This window comes from Streptococcus sp. HSISS2 (assembly GCF_000448665.1).
Lineage (GTDB): Bacteria > Bacillota > Bacilli > Lactobacillales > Streptococcaceae > Streptococcus > Streptococcus raffinosi.
Genome location: NZ_CM002133.1, coordinates 841,415 through 860,878, shown reverse-complemented (window position 1 = coordinate 860,878; position 19,464 = coordinate 841,415). Strand labels below are relative to the sequence as shown.

Here is a 19,464-nt window from a genome sequence, read left to right as displayed (position 1 = left end):
TTCATAAGCCCAAGCCTTAGCCGTGAACATAATATCTGCACCAGAGATGATGGCAACTGTTGAAGTGTTCTTAATCAAGTTAACCACTTGGTTGGTAAGTGGTGGCAAGATAGTACGAACAGCTTGAGGCAAGATAATGATACGCATGGTATCGGCATAGGTAAACCCTTGAGACAAAGCCGCTTCGGTTTGACCTTTAGGAACAGCCTCAATACCCGTACGAATAATTTCAGAGATATAGGCTCCAGTGTAGATACCCACACAGAGGATAGCCGTCAATGAAATAGGAAGCATGATATGGCCGTCCGTCAAGATTGAAATCCCATAGAAGACAACCACGAATTGGACAAGCAGTGGTGTGTTTTGGAAGATTTCGACATAAACACGAGCAATGCCACGAAGCACCTTGTTATGAGTTGAACTCATGGCACCAAAGATGAGCCCAAGAAGAAGGGCAACAATCAAGGCACCAATCGAAATACCGAGGGTGTAGAAGAAGCCTTTAGCAAATTGTCCAAAGTTAGCGAAGAAAGCAGCCCAACGTTCAAGAGCGAAAGGACTAGCCGTTTCAGTTAAAAGATACATATATTCAGGACTCCTTTCTATTTGTCTTCAGCCTTAGCTGGTTTTAAGTGATATTTATCGTAGAGTTTTTGAAGACTACCATCCTTTTGCCACTTCGCCAACAAATCGTTGGTATAGTCAATCAAGTCTTGGTTAGACTTACTTGAAGCGATACCGTATTCTTGAGTTTTGAAACCTTCTTTCAAGGTTTTTGTCTTCTTGCTTTCATAGCCAGAAAGGATAGATTTATCAACTGAGAAGGCATTTACACGGTGAGCATAAAGAGATACAGCCAATTCAGGGAAAGAACCGAGTTGAACGTAGTTGAACTTAAGATTGTGGGCTGAGGCATATTCTTGCAAGGCAGCCTTAGTTGACGCACCTTGAGAAACCCCGATAGTCTTACCGTTCAAATCTGAGATTTTATTAATACCTGAATCCTTAAGAACCAAGAAACCAATTTGGTCATAGTAGTAAGGATTTGAGATGGCGTAAGATGCCTTACGTTCATCATTGATGGTATAAGTACCGATAAGTAAGTCAATTGTTCCGTTATCCATAAGAGGTTCACGAGTTTGTGTTGTTACTGGAATATAGTTGACTTTCACTTTGAGCTCATCGGCAATTTTTTAGCAAGATCGACTTCCATACCCTCGTAGGTATTGGTCTTAGCAGAATAGTAACCAAAGTTAGGAACGTCCTGCTTAACACCAACGTTAAGTGTACCTCGCTTAACAATTTTTGAACTGCTTTACTATTTAAGAGCTTGCTCTTATCTTCAGCCACCGTTTTATGACTTGAGATAAGAAAAACCGTTGCTATAGCTAGAGTGGCGACTGTCAGGTAACGTAAGATTTTTTTGAAAATCATAGGCCACCTCCTTAGGCGTCGACTTGAACACGATCAGAGTTGTGATCGATAATCTTAGAAAGAAATTGAACCGCACGAGGTTCTGTAGGGTTATCAAAGAAACCATCCACATCAGTAGTGTCTACAAGAACCTGACCTTCAGCCATGAAAATGATACGGTCAGCCACACTACGGGCAAAGCCCATTTCGTGGGTTACGACAACCATGTTCATACCACCTTTGGCAAGCTTTTGCATAACCGCAAGCACGTCACCGATAGTCTCTGGGTCAAGGGCTGACGTTGGTTCGTCAAAGAGCAAGAGCTCAGGATTCATGGCAAGCCCACGGGCAATTGCGATACGTTGTTTTTGCCCACCAGAAAGCATACCAGGGTACGAATCTTTCTTGTCCCACATGTTAACGTAGCGAAGGAATTTTTCAGCAGTCTTTTCGGCGTCTGCCTTACTGATTCCAAGAACCTTGATAGGTGCCAAAGTTACATTTTCAAGAACGGTTTTGTGCGGGTAGAGGTTAAAGTGTTGGAATACCATCCCCGCTTCCTTACGCAATTCTACCAAATCTTTGGCAGAAGCTTCCGTCACATTATGTCCGTTAACGATAAGCGTACCGTTATCGATTGATTCCAAGGCGTTGATTGTACGGATGAGGGTAGATTTTCCGGAACCAGAAGGTCCCAAGAGAACCACAACTTGTCCTTTTTCAATTTCTAGATTGATATCACGAAGTGCATGATAGTCTCCGTAATATTTATTAACATTTTTAAATTCAATAAGTGCCATAAGAGCCTCCTATAATGGATTTACTTGTTAGCTTTTCTAACATATATTGAATTTTAGCATAAGTAAAGACGAAAGTCAAAAAATTCCGAATATTCTTTCAAAACGTTCGGTTTTTACTAAATAATTAATCATTTTTTGATATAAATATGAGCAAACAAAAACCCACCTGCAGGTGAGTTTTTTATTTTATTCACTAGCTTGCTCCCATTGTTTAGAGAGGTAGCGAGAGTAGCTAGATATGGCAAAGTTAACCACGAAATAAGCTAAAGCCACAATACCGTATAAGGTAAAGATTTGACTAGGTTCGTAGTAACCACCCATCAAAATTTGACTCTTACCAAACAATTCTTGTAAGGCGATAACAGAGTAAAGGAAAGAAGTATCCTTAATAACTGTTACGAATTGAGAAATGATAGATGGCAACATCTTACGAATAGCTTGTGGGAAGATGATGTAAATAAAGATTTGTTTGTTGTTAAATCCTTGAGACAAACCGGCTTCCGTTTGACCTTGATCGATAGAGTTCAGTCCCCCACGAATGATTTCCGCCAAGGCAGCAGAGGTAAAGACCGTGAAAGAGGTAATCCCTGCCGCAGTTGACTTGAGTTGGAAGACCAAGAAGATGATGAAAATCCAAAGCAAGTTAGGAACGTTACGGACGAACTCAACGTAGATAGAAGCAATCCAACGAAGGATAGGATTCTTTCCGTTACGCATCACCGCCAGAATAGTTCCGAACAGGGTAGATAGCACGATGATGAAGAAAGACAAGTAAAGAGTCGTCCACATCCCTTGTGCCAAGAATTTAAGGTTAGTAGCTGATAAAACTTCTGACATAGTGGACCTCCTTAGTACGCTTTCTTATTCTCTTCTTCTTTACGACGTGCCCAAGTAGCAAGAGGGAAACACATAATAAAGTAGAGGAAGGCAGCCCCAGCAAAGGCTGGCACATAGTTAGTGGTATCATAAGCCCAGGCCTTAGCAGTGAACATGATATCTGCCCCAGAGATAATGGCAACTGTTGAAGTATTCTTAATCAAGTTAACCACTTGGTTGGTCAATGGTGGCAAGATAGTACGGACTGCTTGAGGCAAGATGATGATACGCATGGTATCAGCGTAGGTGAATCCTTGAGACAAAGCCGCTTCGGTTTGACCTTTAGGAACCGCCTCGATACCTGTACGAATAATTTCAGAGATATAGGCTCCTGTGTAGACACCCACACAAAGGATAGCTGTCAATGAAATTGGAATCATGACATGACCATCAGTCAAGATTGAAATCCCATAGAAGACAACCACGAATTGCACAAGCAAGGGTGTGTTCTGGAAGATTTCGACATAAACACGTGAAATGCCACGAAGGACCTTGTTGTGAGTCGAACTCATAGCTCCAAAGATAAGCCCAAGAAGAAGGGCAACAATCAAGGCACCAATTGAAATACCAAGGGTGTAAAAGAATCCTTTGGCAAATTGCCCAAAGTTAGCGAAGAAAGCAGCCCAACGTTCAAGAGCGAAAGGACTAGCCGTTTCAGTTAAAAGATACATAAATTCAGGACTCCTTTCTATTTATCTTCAGCCTTAGCTGGTTTCAAGTGATACTTATCGTAGAGTTTTTGAAGGCTACCATCTTTTTGCCATTTAGCAATCAAATCGTTGGTATAATCAATCAACTCTTGGTTAGACTTGCTTGAGGCAATACCGTACTCCTGTGTTTTGAAACCTTCATCAAGGATCTTGGTTTTATCACTTTCGTAACCTGACAAGATTGATTTGTCACCAGCGAAGGCATCAATACGATAAGCATAGAGGGATACGGCTAACTCAGGATATGAGCCTAGTTGAACATAATCAAACTTAAGATTGTGGGCTGAAGCATATTCTTGAACAGCTGCTTTAGCAGATGAGCCTTGAGAAACTCCAATGGTTTTTCTGTTTAAATCAGATAGTTTCTTATAACCAGATTTTGTTTGAACGAGGAAACCGATTTGGTCATTGTAGTAAGGGTTTGACATGGCATATGAAGCCTTACGCTCATCTGTAATGGTATAAGTAGCGATAAGCATGTCAATAGTCCCATTGTCCATAAGGGCTTCACGAGTTTGTGGGGTAACCGCTGTAAAATTCACCTTAACATTAAGTTCTTTGGCAATTTTCTTAGCGAGGTCAATTTCCATCCCTTGATAGGTATTGGTTTTGGCTGAGTAGTAACCAAAATTTGGGACATCTTGTTTGACACCAACGTTTAGAGTCCCTTTTTTGACAATTTTTTGAATTGCAGCACTATTGAGTAGTTTACTGCTTTCATCTGCCTGACTAATCTTAGTGTTCCAGAGGAGAACTGCTACAAAAGCTAAAACCGAGATAGCTAAAATACGACTAAGTTTCTTGATTAACATAAGCCCTCCTTAGGCATCGACTTGAACACGATCAGAGTTGTGGTCGATAATCTTAGAAAGGAATTGCACTGCACGAGGTTCTGTAGGGTTGTCAAAGAACCCATCCACATCAGTCGTGTCGACAAGAATTTGACCTTCGGCCATGAAAATAATACGGTCAGCCACACTACGGGCAAATCCCATTTCGTGGGTAACAACTACCATGTTCATGCCACCTTTGGCAAGGTTTTGCATAACGGCCAGAACATCACCAATAGTTTCAGGGTCAAGGGCTGATGTTGGTTCGTCAAAGAGCAAAAGCTCAGGATTCATGGCAAGACCACGAGCAATAGCGACACGTTGCTTTTGCCCACCTGAGAGCATACCTGGATAAGAATCTTTTTGTCCCACATGTTAACGTAGCGAAGGAATTTCTCAGCAGTCTTTTCAGCTTCAGCCTTACTGATGCCGAGAACCTTGATAGGTGCCAAGGTTACATTTTCGAGAACGGTTTTGTGTGGGTAGAGGTTAAAGTGTTGGAAAACCATACCAGCCTCTTTACGAAGTTCAACCAAATCTTTGGCAGATGCTTCAGTAACGTTATGTCCGTTAACGATGAGGGTCCCATTCTCAATAGATTCCAAAGCATTAATTGTACGGATAAGGGTAGATTTTCCGGAACCAGAAGGTCCCAAGAGAACCACAACTTGTCCTTTCTCAATTTCTAGATTGATATCACGAAGCGCATGATAGTCTCCGTAATATTTATTTACATTTTTAAATTCAATAAGTGCCATAAGAGCCTCCTAAATTTTTTTGATTTTAGATATGTAATAACAAGTGAGTATTTTACTATAGACTTTGCTAAATGTCAAAAATGTTTGAAAATTCAATCATAATATTAATTTTTAACGAATATAAGCCATTAGTGGTGTTTGAAAATTACAGGTAAGTCTGTATCTTACTAGGAACGCATAGCCCAAACTTGGTCCTTAACCTAATTTTTGGTATAATAGAATAGATACGTAAAGTGGATTGCTTTACTAAATTGAAATGAACTAAGAAAACCGATGAGGTGTTTGTATGAAAAAAATTCTAGTTGTTGATGATGAAAGACCAATTTCGGATATTATCAAGTTTAATCTAACCAAGGAAGGTTACGAAGTTGTGACGGCATTTGATGGTCGTGAAGCTTTGGAGCAATTTGAAGCTGAAAATCCTGATTTAGTTATCTTGGACTTGATGTTACCTGAACTAGATGGTTTAGAAGTAGCCAAGGAAATCCGAAAAACAAGTCATATACCGATTATCATGCTTTCAGCTAAAGATAGCGAGTTTGATAAGGTCATTGGCTTGGAGATTGGGGCAGACGATTATGTCACTAAACCGTTCTCAAATCGTGAGTTGTTAGCACGAATTAAGGCTCATTTGCGTCGAACAGAGACTATTGAAACAGCAGCGGCTGAAGAGAGCTCAAACTCAGGCAAGAAAGAAATTTCGATTGGTGAATTAATTATCGTTCCAGATGCCTTTGTAGCTAAAAAACGTGGGAATGAAGTTGAATTGACTCACCGTGAATTTGAATTGCTTTTCCATTTGGCAACTCACATGGGACAAGTCATGACACGTGAGCATCTACTTGAAACTGTTTGGGGTTATGACTATTTTGGTGATGTGCGTACGGTTGACGTCACTATTCGTCGTCTTCGTGAAAAAATTGAAGATACACCAAGCCGTCCAGAGTATATTTTGACCCGCCGTGGTGTTGGCTACTACATGAAGAACTATGACTAGTATTGGCTTAAATATTACGAGCTTTGAGTTAGCCTTACTCTTTACTCTCTTATTTGTTGCTTTTTACTTTATTTTTCTTGCTTATCGTGATTACCGTCAAGTGAAGAACATTCGGAAGTTGACTAAGCGAGTAAAATCTTTGATGGCTGGAAACTATAATGAAGAGTTACGCTTAAAGGGAGATTCGGAGCTCTTAGAGCTGGCAAATAGCTTGAATGATTTATCAGACGTTTTCCGTCTGACGCATGAAAATCTAGCCCAAGAAAAAATCGCTTGTCTTCAGTCCTTTCCTATATGAGTGATGGAGTTATTGCGACCAATCGTCGTGGTCAAATTACCATGATTAATAGTACAGCCAAGCGTTTATTAAATATTGATAGGGAAACGGCGACCCAGATGTCAATCTTGGATTTGTTAGATGGTGAAAGTCCTTATACTTATAGTGAATTACTATCTAAGACACCGGAAATTCATTTGTCACGTAGAGACGCTAACGATGAGTTTGTAACCTTGCGTGTTAATTTTGCCCTGATTCGTAAGGAGTCTGGCTTTATTTCAGGTTTAGTTGCTGTTATTCATGATGCCACTGAACAGGAAAAAGAAGAACGTGAACGTCGTTTATTCGTATCAAATGTCAGTCACGAATTGCGGACGCCTTTAACTTCCGTTAAATCCTACCTTGAAGCTCTTGATGATGGTGCCCTTAATGAAGAGATTGCTCCAAACTTTATTAAGGTTTCTTTGGATGAAACCAACCGAATGATGAGGATGATCTCTGACCTTTTGGCCCTTTCTCATATTGATAATAAGAGCACACATCTTGATGTTGAAATGACTAATTTCACGGCCTTTATGACCTATATTTTGAATCGTTTTGATCAAATCAAAAGTCAAGAAAATAATACTGGTAAGGATTATGAAATTATCCGAGATTATCCTGTTAATTCTATTTGGGTGGAAATTGATACAGATAAGATGACTCAGGTCGTGGATAATATTCTTAATAATGCTATCAAGTATTCGCCCGATGGTGGAGAGATTACGGTGTCCATGAAGACTACGGATGCGCAATTAATTGTTTCAATTTCCGACCAAGGTTTAGGTATTCCTAAGAAAGATTTACCTTTGATTTTCGACCGTTTTTACCGTGTTGACAAGGCAAGAAGCCGTGCTCAAGGTGGAACTGGTCTTGGTTTGTCCATTGCCAAGGAAATTATTAAACAACATAATGGCTTTATTTGGGCTAAGAGTGAATATGGTAAGGGTTCAACCTTTACTATTGTTCTTCCATATGACAAGGATGCCATGATGGTTGATGAGTGGGAGATGTAGTAGAAATGACCTCAGATTTAGGGTTTAAATATAGTATTTTGGCTTCAGGCTCTACAGGAAACTCTTTTTACTTGGAAACTCCAGAAAAGAAAATTCTAATAGATGCTGGTTTGTCAGGTAAGAAAATTACAAATTTGCTAGCTGAGATTAACCGTGATCCGAGTGATCTTGATGCTATCCTAGTAACGCATGAACACAAGGACCATATCCATGGTGTCGGTGTTCTAGCTCGTAAATATGGCATGGACATCTACGCCAATGAGAAAACCTGGCAGATTATGGACAGTAAAAATATGCTAGGTAAGGTTGATAATAGCCAGAAGCACGTTTTTTCTCGTGACAAGATTATGACCTTTGGTGATATTGACATTGAATCTTTTGGAGTTAGTCATGATGCTATAGATCCACAGTTCTATCGCTTTATGAAAGATGGAAAGAGCTTTGTTATGTTGACGGATACGGGCTATGTATCAGATCGCATGGCTGGGATTATTGAAAATGCTGATGGCTATCTGATTGAGTCTAATCATGATATTGAAATCTTGAGAGCAGGCTCTTACCCATGGTCAACCAAGCAACGTATCCTCTCTGATCAAGGTCACTTGTGTAATGAAGATGGTGCGGACGCTATGATTCGTACCATCGGTAATAAACTAAAAAGATCTATCTGGGTCACCTCTCCAAAGAAAATAATATCAAGGAATTGGCCCATATGACGATGGAAAATCAGTTGGCACGTGCGGACTTTGGTGTTGGTAATGACTTTAAGGTTTTTGATACCTCTCCAGACACAGCCACTCCACTGACTGATATTTAGAGAAATAGTGAAAGAGCTACGCTAATAAGTTTAGTGTGGCTCTTTTTGAAAGGATTATTTATATGAAAGTCATTTATCTCTCCTTAGGTTTTATCTCGCTTGGTTTAGGTATTCTAGGAATCCCTCTGCCAATATTGCCGACAACACCCTTTCTACTTTTAGCCATTGCTTGCTTTGCTAGAAGTTCTAAACGTTTTGAAAAATGGTTATATCACACTAAATTGTATCAAAGTTATGTAGCTGATTTTCGAGAAACCAAATCTATTGCTAAAGAACGGAAGAAAAAGATTATCATTCAAATCTATGTCTTGATGGGGATTTCAATCTTTTTTGCTCCTATTCTTTGGGTGAAAATTGGACTCTTCTGTCTGACACTTTTCATCACCTATTATTTATTTAAGGTTATTCCTGATAAAGACTAAGCTAGTATCAAAAAACGAGACTTCTCTTGGAAGTCTCGTTTTTAGTATAGTGATTAATGTTTGCTTCTTATTTTTTACGGACTTTATAGGCAAAGTTAGCTAAGCCATAAAGAGGACTAACCGGAAGGTTAAATTCACCGACGAACTGTTCAATGCGGGGGTTGAATTTTGATTTGAAGTTATACAAGCCACCGTCCAAGGAATTTTCAATACCTCCCATGTTTTGCCAGTCAGCGCCACGCTCAAAAGCATGATTAGCAGTTTCATACCATGTCAGGATAGCTGGTTGATAACGACGGTAGTCTTCATCCATACCAGCGTAGATATTCTCAGACGTCTTACCAAATTCAAGAACTAGGGTACCAGAGAGTGGGACTGTCTGATTTCCAGCATCTACTTTTTCTTGGAGAAAGGCAATTTCTTCTTTGAGACGTTTGTGCTCTTGCTTATTGTTCTCAACTTTTCCAGGTTTGGTTTTTCAGTGAACTTGGCAGCATCAGCAATGTTCTTTTCAAGTTGCTTATTAAGATCTTTAAGACGGGCTGGCAAATCTAGTGTTGAGAGTGTAATGTAAGACGATTCTGGGTAAGTCGTCAACAACTTTTCATAGTAGTCTATGCCACGAAGATGGATGTTTTTACGAGCTTCAGTCTTCTTCATCAAAGAAGCGAATTGTTCAAGAAGCTCAGTGCCACCAAATTGAACCGAAATACCTTTGTTTCGAGCAGTACGAACAGCCTGCTTGGTGCTCTTAGAGAGCTGTTCTTCAGTGAAATCTTCTTTATGGATATTAGCCTGAAAGCGTGGTTGAATATTCTCAGCCATGTCTTCAGTGAGACCAGTCCATTCAACACCAAGAGATTGGATGTTTTTGGCAATAGCCATAGTATCTTCGTTGATGCTAACTTCTTGAGAAATCAAATTTTTAGTGACAAAGAGGCTTGGATCAAATTTAACAAAGAGGGCGTGTTTTGTTTTGGCATACTTTTTCAGTGAAGCCAGGACAAAAGCGACTAACTCTTTATCGTGGTAGTCCATGATAGGGCCTCGTGGGATGTAAATCATAGAGAAGCCAAGAGGCAGTGGTTGAATAAGAACACTAGCAACGGCAACAAGTTTATCATCTTTATAGAAACCTAGACGGTCATTGCCCCAACTATCCTTGATTTTTGCCCATGAGCTACTTTGTAATAAGTTGGTTTGAGGACTATCAATCACAAAGCGGTCATGCTCAGAAGTACTGAGACCAGTTTTATAGGTATACATATTAGTCTAGAACCCACTTTCTAATAGCGTAAGCGACACCAGATTCATCATTTGATTTTGTGATGTGTTTCGCAATTTTCTTGATTTCTGGATTTCCATTTTCCATAACGACAGGAGAACCGACGACCTCCAGCATAGCACGGTCATTTTCTTCATCACCGATAGCCATTGTTTCTTCTTTAGAAAGACCGAGTTTCTCAGCAAGATGCGTAACGGCAATTCCTTTGTTAGCAGTTTTCTTGAGAATTTCTAGGTAAAATGGTGTAGATTTTACAATGGTAAAGCGGTCGTAAAATTCCTGTGGAAGTTTGGCAATGGCTGCATCAAGAATTTCAGGTTCATCGATATACATGGCCTTAACAAATTCCTTGTCAGCAACCTCTTCAGGTGTACGATAGTAAATAGGCATATGAACAAGCGTAGATTCATGAACAGTGTAGCGTCCAATATTTCGATTACTTGTGTAGATACCATCTTTAGTGATAGCGTGAGAATGAACACCAAGCTTGTTGGCCAAAACTTCAATGTCAAGGTAGTCCTCGTATGAGAGCGTTTCACGAATCAATTCGTTACCGGTAGACGTTTCTTGGACAAGACCACCATTAAAAGTGATGACATAGTCGCCATCTTGGTTAAGATTAAGTTCTTCAAGAAGTGGAAGCACGCCAGGAATAGGACGACCAGTCGCAATAACGACTTTAACACCCGCAGCCTTGGCCTCTTGAATCGCTTGAAAGACTTCAGGTGTGACTTGATGTTGGCTATTTAAAAGCGTCCCGTCAATATCAACAGCAATAAGTTTAATAGACATATAAATACCTGTTTCATTAAGTTAGTTTCCCTTCTATTTTACTAAAATTTGGGCGCTTTGTCATAGTTCTTCCTGAGAAAAATAATATTGGCGAATCGAAAACTGTTAAAGCCGACTCCAAACTGTATAGAACGGTTTGTTACTAAGAATTGCCCAAATGCTTTTTAATTGGTAAAATAAGGTCAGACTAATAAAGGAGAGACAAGAGTGATTCGATTTACAAACCAATTGACAGATAAAGAACGTAAGGAAGCAAAAGCATTGATTGCTAGCTGCCAAGCTAATGACCACACCTTTCGAGAACCTTATCTCTCCAATATGCTTAATTTTGATTCCACTATGCCGACCTTTTTTCTCTATTATCAAGAGGAAGAATTGCTTGGTTTATTAACGGTTTATGCGGATAACGAAGATGTTGAAGTGGCGATTTTAGTTGTCCCAGAGTATCGCCGCAAAGGCATTGCGAGGAGTTTGTTTGACAAATTTCAGAAGGAAACGGCATCTTATCCTATTCAATCAGTGACCTTTCAGACAGAACGTGTTTTTCTAGATTGTCATCCTGATTTTATCAGTCATTGGGGCCTAGTTGAAGATGCAGGCACTGAAACCTGGCTAGGGAGAGATAGAACTCCATATACTCTGGATTTCCGTTCAGATGTCAAGTCGCTCTTAGCAACTTCCTCTTATCTTGAAGAAATTGCCCAGCTCCACCACCAAGCCTTTTCTGATGCAGAAGAAACATTTGAGGTGAGCCTCAGATATATTGCTGAGGCTTTGAAAGATTCCAATAGCCTACTTTACATCCTCCTCAAAGAAGGTCAGGTCATCGGACTTTGTACGGTTGATTTGTCTGGGAATAGCAACTATCTCTATGGACTTGCTGTGGCAGAAGACTATCGTGGGCAAGGCTATGGAAGCTATCTGGCAAAATCAGTCGTCAATCAACTCATTGCGCATAACGACAAGTCCTTCCAAATTGCAGTGGAAGATGATAATGTGGGAGCTAAGCATTTGTATGAAAAAATCGGCTTTGTCAAACAAACTCAAGTGGTCTACTTGAAACAGAAAGAATGACTAATGTTATTAGAAGAATTTGAAAATGTGTCTGCTGTCAGTGTCACATTAGAGTTGGAAAAATAGGTATAGCAACAAAAGGAGTAATTAATGGAAATTAAAATCAAAAATAAAATTAAAGTAGCAGATCAAACGGAAATCATTGAGGAAATCCACCCTTGTGAGGTTACGGAAAAAGGAGATTATCTCTATCTTATTCACCATAATTCCGAGAAAGAAAAAGTGGTAATAAAATTGAATCAGGAAGAGCTCATTATGACACGCTTTTCTCAGCCTAAATCAATCATGCGTTTTTCAGCCAAGGTACCTGCCTTGGTTCACATTCCGACGCCGCTTGGTAATCAGCATTTTCAAACCGTTACGAGCCTTTTTGCCTATGATCCTGATGGCCAAACAGTTGATATTCATTATCAATTGCAACATCCAGAAACGGAAGACATCTTTGCTGATTATGAATTAGAGGTTTCATGGTTTTAATTTGTGAAAAAATTGAGTCATTTGGCTTGAAAAAGCCCTAAATTATGATAAAATGTAAGGGTATATCAAGGGAGTAGCAGGCGACTTTAGTCAATAGATTTGATTAAAGGTTGCGATTATGTCGTCATTACGAAATTTTACATTTCCGGCATATTCTTAAACAGCGAGACTTGTTTTTAAGGAAACAAGTCTCTTTTTGTATCATTTTTTATATGAAAAGAGCCTTGATAGTCATTTTTCCCTATATAGAAGGAGGAGATTATTTTGTCGAAAGAACAAAGTAAAGCCTTGTTTTACACACAAGGAGAGGAAGAAGTCCTAAAAAGCTTGGATACTTCTGTTGATGGTTTGTCAACTGCACAAGCCAAGGAACGTTTAGATGCCTATGGCTTTAACGAGTTGGATGAAGGTGAAAAACGTAGCCTCTTGTCAAAATTCATCGACCAGTTTAAAGATTTGATGATTATCATCTTGCTTGTCGCTGCTGCCCTTTCTGTCATTACAGAAGGGATGCATGGTTTGACAGATGCTTGCATTATTTTAGCTGTTGTTGTTTTAAATGCTGCTTTTGGTGTTTATCAAGAAGGACAAGCAGAAGCTGCTATTGAAGCCCTTAAAAACATGTCAAGTCCTCTAGCTCGTGTTCGTCGTGATGGCAATATCGTTGAGATTGATTCACGTGAATTGGTTCCTGGAGACATTGTTTTGCTTGAAGCAGGTGATGTTGTTCCGGCCGATATGCGTTTGCTTGAAGCTGCCTCACTCAAGATTGAAGAGGCTGCCCTTACAGGTGAGTCTGTTCCAGTTGAAAAGGATATTACTGAAACGGTTGCAGCAGATGCAGGTATTGGTGACCGTGTAAATATGGGTTACCAGAATTCTAACGTGACTTATGGTCGTGGTACTGGGGTTGTTACCAATACTGGTATGTATACTGAAGTTGGTAAAATTGCTGATATGCTGGCTAATGCGGACGAATCACAAACACCTTTGAAGCAAAGCCTAGAACAATTATCTAAGAGTTTAACCTACCTTATTGTTGCGATTGCCTTGGTGACATTCTTGGTGAGTGTCTTCATTCGTGGCGAACAGCCCCTTGAAGGTTTGATGGTTGCCGTTGCTCTTGCCGTTGCAGCCATTCCAGAAGGACTTCCTGCTATTGTAACCATCCTCTTATCATTGGGAACAACGACACTTGCTAAACGTAATTCGATTGTGCGTAAATTGCCAGCTGTTGAAACACTTGGTTCAACAGAAATTATCGCATCTGATAAGACTGGTACCTTGACAATGAACCAAATGACCGTTGAAAAAGTCTATGCAAACGGTCAATTGCAAAGCGCTGACACAGAACTTGGTGCGGACAATACGACCCTTCGTATTATGAACTTTGCCAATGATACAAAGGTGGATCCAGATGGTAAATTAATCGGGGATCCAACGGAAACAGCCCTTGTTCAATTTGGTTTGGACCATAATTTTGATGTGCGTGACGTCTTGAAATCAGAGCCTCGTGTGGCAGAGTTGCCATTTGACTCTGACCGTAAGCTCATGTCTACTATCCATAAGGAAGCGGATGGTACATACTTTGTAGCCGTTAAGGGTGCGCCTGACCAATTGCTCAAACGTGTGACTCGTATTGAAATCAATGGTGAGGTTCGTCCTATCACGGATGAAGATAAACAAGCTATTCTTACGACTAATAAAGATTTAGCCAAACAAGCCCTTCGTGTCTTGATGATGGCTTATAAGACAACGAGTGAAATTCCTACTTTGGAATCTGAAGTTGTTGAGTCAGACCTTATTTTCTCAGGTTTGGTAGGTATGATTGACCCAGAACGTCCTGAAGCAGCAGAAGCTGTTCGTGTGGCGAAAGAAGCGGGTATTCGTCCAATCATGATTACTGGTGACCACCAAGATACAGCAGAAGCTATTGCTAAACGTCTTGGTATCATCGATCCAAATGACACAGAAGACCATGTCTTCACTGGTGCTGAGCTGAATGAACTTTCTGATGAAGAATTCCAAAAAGTATTCAAACAATACTCTGTCTATGCGCGTGTGTCTCCTGAACATAAGGTTCGTATTGTTAAGGCATGGCAAAATGATGGCAAGGTTGTTGCCATGACAGGTGACGGGGTTAATGATGCACCTTCACTTAAGACAGCTGATATTGGTATTGGTATGGGAATTACTGGTACAGAGGTTTCTAAGGGAGCTTCTGACATGGTTCTTGCCGATGATAACTTTGCGACAATTATCGTCGCTGTAGAAGAAGGTCGTAAGGTCTTCTCAAACATCCAAAAATCAATCCAGTACCTCTTGTCAGCCAATATGGCCGAAGTCTTCATTATCTTCTTCGCTACACTGTTTGGATGGGATGTGCTTCAACCAGTTCATCTTCTCTGGATTAACCTAGTAACTGATACCCTTCCAGCCATCGCACTTGGGGTTGAGCCAGCTGAACCAGGTATTATGACTCACAAACCTCGTGGACGTCAATCAAACTTCTTTGATGGTGGTGTCTTCGGTGCTATTATTTATCAGGGAATTCTTCAAACTATCCTTGTTCTTGCCGTTTATGGTTGGGGTCTTGTCTTCCCAGAACACCATACGCAAGGAGCCATTCACGCAGATGCCCTTACAATGGCTTTTGCAACACTTGGCTTAATTCAGTTGCTCCATGCCTTTAACGTTAAATCTGTGTATCAATCAGTCTTTAAAGTTGGTCTCTTCAGAAACAATACTTTCAATTGGGCCATTCCAGTAGCCTTTGTTCTTCTGATGGCAACTATCGTGGTTCCTGGATTTAATAATCTCTTCCATGTGTCACACCTTAGTCTGACACAATGGCTTGCGGTTATTGTAGGTTCCTTCTTGATTGTGGTATTTGTTGAATTAGTCAAAGCCGTTCAACGTGCCCTTGGCAAGGATAAAGACGCTATATAAAATACAAAGTCAGAGATACAGGTCTCTGGCTTTTATTAGAGATAAAGGTCTATTTTTGAGACTTTCCTTATGTGATAGCGGACGTCAGCGAACTTCTTCGAAGTTCTATGACTACGTTTCGAGCCTAAAGTCTCCAAATTTCCGAACGACTGCAACTTTTATGTTTCAGTCGTTTTTATCACGTCGGAAAGGCTCGGAATATGTACCGTACAGTCGCTAAATAAAGAGTCTTTTCCGATTTTAGTAAAGCTTCTTAGTTTACTAGATTTTTTAAGGACATTTTTCAACATTTTGATCAGAGATTAAGTCGTGAGCTTTTTCTTATCACATCTTGAATTCGTCAGATGTCTTGTTTATAATTGAGGGGAAGTAATGACTAGTTTAAGGAGAAGCATATGAACGAAACCATTAAGACACAACTTAATCATCGTAGTATTCGTCAGTTTAAACCCAAAGCTCTGACACAGGAAGAAGTCAACCTCTTGGTTGATGTTGCCAGACATACATCAACGAGTAATTTTAGACAGTCTTATTCAATTATAAGCATCACTGATGAAAAGTTGAAGGAACAAATTGCAGAGATTGCCAACCAACCCTATATTCCAAAGGCTGGGCATCTTTTTGTAGTTGTTGTTGATCAAAGACGTAATACCTTGATTGCGGAAGCAAAGGGCGCTGAGGCCTTGGTGCAAGGTAGCCCCGAACGCTTTATTTCAGCTTTTTCAGATGCTATGATTGCTACTCAAAACATGGTTGTAGCTGCTGAGAGTTTGGGTATGGGAGCTGTTTACTTGGGTAGTATCTTAAATGATAATGCTAAACTTTCAGAGCTTCTTAAACTGCCTAAGTATGTTTATCCCGCAGTGGGCTTAGCAGTTGGTTGGCCAAATCAGGAACCACAGATGAAACCTCGTTTGCCACGTCACATCATCCATATGGAAAATTATTATCAGGATTTGGAAAATCCCTTGGAAGAACTTAAAGACTACGATGCTGACGTCCATGAGTATTATGACCTTCGCGATCTTAATCACAGAGTTGATGAATTTACGACTCAGATTGCAAAGACTATGGATAAATCTGTCGCCAATCGTGCAAATACCTTGAAGGACCTTCAAAAGCAGGGATTCTTCACCGAATAAAAAACGACTCCCATAGAGCCGTTCTATACATTGAATAATGTCATGGATGAAAGGAACTCATTTGCTAGTTCCTTTTTTTCATACTCTAAAAACTCTGGGAGTTTCTTGACCAGGTTGTAACGTTTGGAGAGGTTCCATGTTCCAGTTGGATTGAGTTCAGGGTGATTGGAAACAAAGTTAATGGTTAAATCCCATTCTCGACGGTAGCCAAGGGGGCGAGAGTGATAGGTTACACCGTCACTCTTTACCGTCCCATAACTCCTGTGGGCATGACCAAAAACAACATCTTTAACGTCGTGTTTGACGAAAATCTGATGGAACTCTTCTGATCCCAAATAAGCATTAAAAGGTTTAAAACGTTCGTGCGTCATGGTAAAACGGCTGTGAGGAACAAAATGCATAGCAACAATGAGTTTGCTCGTATCTAATTCGCTTAAAACATTATCTAGCTTCTTGAGACTAGTTTGACAGATTTCTGAATCAGTCCCCAATCGTCTGAGACGTCTGTCGAACCAAAGCTGTCTCTTACGCCTGAGAATTTTATCCAACTTTTCATCTGAATAGGAATAATCATACCAGCCATGAAAAGCCAATAATGTCTTATTACCTAAATCAATCAGCTGGAAATCAAGCTTATCAATAAGGTCATCCTCCAAATCAAGCATATCATGATTGCCTAAATTATAAGTGACCTTGACCTCCTTGGAAAGCTTTTGTAGAAATGGTTTAGTGTCGCTAAAATAATGATTAGAAATGTCACCAGCAATATGAAGGTGGCTGATTTTTTGATCTTTTAGACATTTTATAAGAGTATCAATTTCATATGTCTCAAAGTGATTCAAATCAATATGTAAATCACTCATTACTGCAAGTCTTGTCATAGAAACATTGTAACAAAAAGGTTGTGCCTTGTCTTTAAACGAAGATGATGAAAAATGCTTGCCCTAGGGCTACATTTTCATTATGATAAGAATATGGAAATCAAGTTAGAAATACAAAAGATGGCCAAGGAGATTGGCATTTCAAAAATTGGTTTTACAACAGCCGATGATTTCGCCTATCTGGAAAAGTCCCTTCGACTTGGCGTTGAAGAAGGGCGAACGACAGGATTTGAGCATAAAAATATTGAAGAGCGTATTTACCCCAAATTGAGCTTGGAATCAGCTAAAACCATCATTTCCATTGCAGTTGCCTATCCGCATAAGTTGCCACAACAACCCCAAAAAACAGAGTATAAGCGTGGCAAAATCACTCCAAATTCATGGGGTCTCGATTATCACTATGTTTTGCAGGATAAACTAAAACGCCTGGCAGAAGGCATTGAAAAACTGACAGAAAACTTCGAATATAAAGGTATGGTGGACACTGGAGCCTTGGTCGATACTGCAGTAGCCAAGCGAGCAGGAATTGGTTTTATTGGTAAGAATGGACTGGTTATCTCGAAAGAATACGGGTCCTACATGTATCTCGGGGAGCTTATCACGAATCTAGAGATTGAACCTGATCATGAGGTAGACTATGGTTGCGGGGATTGCCGTCGTTGTCTGGATGCCTGTCCGACATCTTGTCTCATTGGTGATGGGACTATGAATGCTCGTCGTTGCCTCTCCTTCCAAACCCAAGATAAGGGCATGATGGATATGGAGTTTCGAAAGAAAATCAAGACTGTTATCTATGGCTGTGATATTTGTCAGATTTCCTGTCCATATAACAGAGGTATTGACAATCCTTTAGCTTCAGATATTGATCCTGAGCTTGCCATGCCTGAATTGCTCCCATTTCTAGAGCTGACTAATAAGTCTTTTAAAGAGAGGTTTGGAATGATCGCCGGTTCTTGGCGTGGTAAGAACATTCTTCAGCGAAACGCCATTATTGCCTTGGCCAACTTACATGATCGCAACGCCATTGTCAAACTGATGGAGATTATTGATAAAAATAATAATCCCATCCATACGGCAACGGCCATTTGGGCTCTCGGTGAGATAGTTAAGAAGCCAGATCAAGCTATGTTAGACTATATGAGAGGACTTTCACCCAAAGATAAAGAAGCCCAAGCTGAGTGGGAGCTTGTATGTGCAAAATGGCAAATTTAGGCGATTTATGCTAGAATTAAGCATAATACTATAAAATGGAGGAAACCTATCCATGGAAGTGGCAGAAATTCGCCAAAAAATCTCTGAAAATCAAGAGAAGCTCGTGAGCTTCGGGAGGTCTCTTTGACTTAGATCGTTTGGAAGAGGACATTGCGCTCCTTGAAAACCGAATGACTGAGCCTGATTTTTGGAATGATAATATTGCAGCTCAAAAAACTTCTCAAGAGTTGAACGAGCTCAAAATGAAATACGAAACTTTCAACAATATGCAAGAACTCTCTGACGAGACAGAACTATATTTGGAGATGTTGGAAGAAGATAGCAGTGTTCAGGAGGAACTCGAAGAGACGCTCGAAAAACTTGATAAGATTATGACAAGTTACGAGATGACCTTACTCTTGTCTGAACCATATGACCATAACAATGCCATTCTGGAAATTCACCCAGGTTCTGGTGGAACAGAGGCTCAAGACTGGGCTGATATGTTGCTCCGTATGTACCAACGTTATGGAAATGCCAAAGGTTTCAAGGTTGAAACTTTGGATTATCAGGCGGGTGATGAAGCTGGTATTAAATCTGTAACCCTTGCTTTTGAAGGTCCTAATGCTTACGGATTCCTCAAGTCAGAAATGGGTGTCCACCGTTTGGTTCGTATTTCGCCTTTTGACTCTGCCAAACGTCGTCACACCTCATTTAC

General features: G+C 40.2%; 14 protein-coding genes and 6 pseudogenes. 10 read left to right on the top strand and 10 right to left on the bottom strand.

The window, feature by feature from the left end; all coding sequences use genetic code 11:
• The 7 genes and pseudogenes from HSISS2_RS03865 to HSISS2_RS03835 form a co-directional block, all read right to left on the bottom strand.
• A partial coding sequence (locus HSISS2_RS03865; protein ID WP_042766981.1) for an amino acid ABC transporter permease occupies nt 1-585 on the bottom strand: 585 nt, incomplete at its 3' end.
• A 17-nt stretch (nt 586-602) separates the two neighbouring features.
• Nucleotides 603-1,434 (bottom strand): annotated as a pseudogene (locus tag HSISS2_RS03860) (transporter substrate-binding domain-containing protein).
• An 11-nt stretch (nt 1,435-1,445) separates the two neighbouring features.
• Nucleotides 1,446-2,213: an amino acid ABC transporter ATP-binding protein gene (locus HSISS2_RS03855; protein ID WP_021145491.1), complete on the bottom strand. Its 768-nt coding sequence runs from the start codon at nt 2,211-2,213 to the stop codon at nt 1,446-1,448.
• Nucleotides 2,214-2,399: 186 nt separating this feature from the next.
• Nucleotides 2,400-3,050 carry an amino acid ABC transporter permease gene (locus HSISS2_RS03850; RefSeq protein WP_021145490.1) on the bottom strand — a complete coding sequence of 217 codons (651 nt, stop codon included), beginning with the start codon at nt 3,048-3,050 and terminating at the stop codon, nt 2,400-2,402.
• Between the two features lie 11 nt (nt 3,051-3,061).
• The gene (locus HSISS2_RS03845; RefSeq protein ID WP_002886251.1) at nt 3,062-3,760 is read right to left on the bottom strand and encodes an amino acid ABC transporter permease; all 699 of its coding nucleotides are present in this window, start codon (nt 3,758-3,760) and stop codon (nt 3,062-3,064) included.
• A 17-nt stretch (nt 3,761-3,777) separates the two neighbouring features.
• Complete coding sequence (locus tag HSISS2_RS03840; RefSeq protein WP_021145489.1) at nt 3,778-4,611, bottom strand: transporter substrate-binding domain-containing protein; 834 nt, start codon at nt 4,609-4,611, stop codon at nt 3,778-3,780.
• Between the two features lie 9 nt (nt 4,612-4,620).
• Nucleotides 4,621-5,387 (bottom strand): annotated as a pseudogene (locus HSISS2_RS03835) (amino acid ABC transporter ATP-binding protein).
• Between the two features lie 286 nt (nt 5,388-5,673).
• On the opposite strand from HSISS2_RS03835, the gene yycF reads away from it, so the two are divergent.
• The 4 genes and pseudogenes from yycF (at nt 5,674) to HSISS2_RS03815 (ending at nt 8,955) form a co-directional block, all read left to right on the top strand.
• Nucleotides 5,674-6,384, top strand: coding sequence for a response regulator YycF (gene yycF / locus HSISS2_RS03830; protein ID WP_021145486.1), 711 nt, complete (start codon nt 5,674-5,676; stop codon nt 6,382-6,384).
• A pseudogene (vicK, locus tag HSISS2_RS03825) lies at nt 6,377-7,716 on the top strand (cell wall metabolism sensor histidine kinase VicK). Before yycF ends, vicK begins: the two are co-directional and overlap by 8 nt.
• A 5-nt stretch (nt 7,717-7,721) precedes the next feature.
• A pseudogene (locus tag HSISS2_RS03820) lies at nt 7,722-8,533 on the top strand (MBL fold metallo-hydrolase).
• 62 nt (nt 8,534-8,595) lie between these two features.
• Complete coding sequence (locus tag HSISS2_RS03815; RefSeq protein WP_008534495.1) at nt 8,596-8,955, top strand: YbaN family protein; 360 nt, start codon at nt 8,596-8,598, stop codon at nt 8,953-8,955.
• 67 nt (nt 8,956-9,022) lie between these two features.
• Here the strand turns inward: HSISS2_RS03815 and HSISS2_RS03810 are convergent.
• Nucleotides 9,023-10,221: pseudogene (locus HSISS2_RS03810) on the bottom strand (aminoacyltransferase).
• Between the two features lies 1 nt (nt 10,222).
• Complete coding sequence (gene yidA, locus HSISS2_RS03805) at nt 10,223-11,032, bottom strand: sugar-phosphatase (RefSeq protein WP_021145479.1); 810 nt, start codon at nt 11,030-11,032, stop codon at nt 10,223-10,225.
• Nucleotides 11,033-11,239: 207 nt separating this feature from the next.
• Between yidA and HSISS2_RS03800 the strand changes: the two genes are divergently transcribed.
• The 4 genes from HSISS2_RS03800 (at nt 11,240) to HSISS2_RS03785 (ending at nt 16,674) form a co-directional block, all read left to right on the top strand.
• A complete protein-coding gene (locus HSISS2_RS03800) occupies nt 11,240-12,106 on the top strand; it encodes a GNAT family N-acetyltransferase (RefSeq protein ID WP_021145478.1) in 867 nt (288 codons plus the stop codon).
• Nucleotides 12,107-12,196: 90 nt separating this feature from the next.
• Nucleotides 12,197-12,583: a DUF1934 domain-containing protein gene (locus HSISS2_RS03795; protein WP_021145477.1), complete on the top strand. Its 387-nt coding sequence runs from the start codon at nt 12,197-12,199 to the stop codon at nt 12,581-12,583.
• A gap of 264 nt (nt 12,584-12,847) precedes the next feature.
• Entirely contained in the window at nt 12,848-15,532 is a 2,685-nt protein-coding gene (locus HSISS2_RS03790) for a cation-translocating P-type ATPase (protein ID WP_021145476.1), read from the top strand.
• Nucleotides 15,533-15,927: 395 nt separating this feature from the next.
• Nucleotides 15,928-16,674, top strand: coding sequence for an NADPH-dependent oxidoreductase (locus tag HSISS2_RS03785; protein WP_021145475.1), 747 nt, complete (start codon nt 15,928-15,930; stop codon nt 16,672-16,674).
• Nucleotides 16,675-16,697: 23 nt separating this feature from the next.
• Here HSISS2_RS03785 and HSISS2_RS03780 read toward each other — a convergent pair whose 3' ends face one another.
• A complete protein-coding gene (locus HSISS2_RS03780; protein ID WP_042766980.1) occupies nt 16,698-17,555 on the bottom strand; it encodes a metallophosphoesterase in 858 nt (285 codons plus the stop codon).
• Nucleotides 17,556-17,648: 93 nt separating this feature from the next.
• On the opposite strand from HSISS2_RS03780, the gene queG reads away from it, so the two are divergent.
• Together queG and HSISS2_RS03770 are read left to right on the top strand one after the other, a co-directional pair.
• On the top strand, nt 17,649-18,767 hold the full coding sequence (gene queG, locus HSISS2_RS03775) for a tRNA epoxyqueuosine(34) reductase QueG (protein WP_042767203.1): 1,119 nt from the start codon (nt 17,649-17,651) through the stop codon (nt 18,765-18,767).
• A 52-nt stretch (nt 18,768-18,819) separates the two neighbouring features.
• Nucleotides 18,820-19,464 (top strand): annotated as a pseudogene (locus tag HSISS2_RS03770) (PCRF domain-containing protein); the annotation flags it as partial.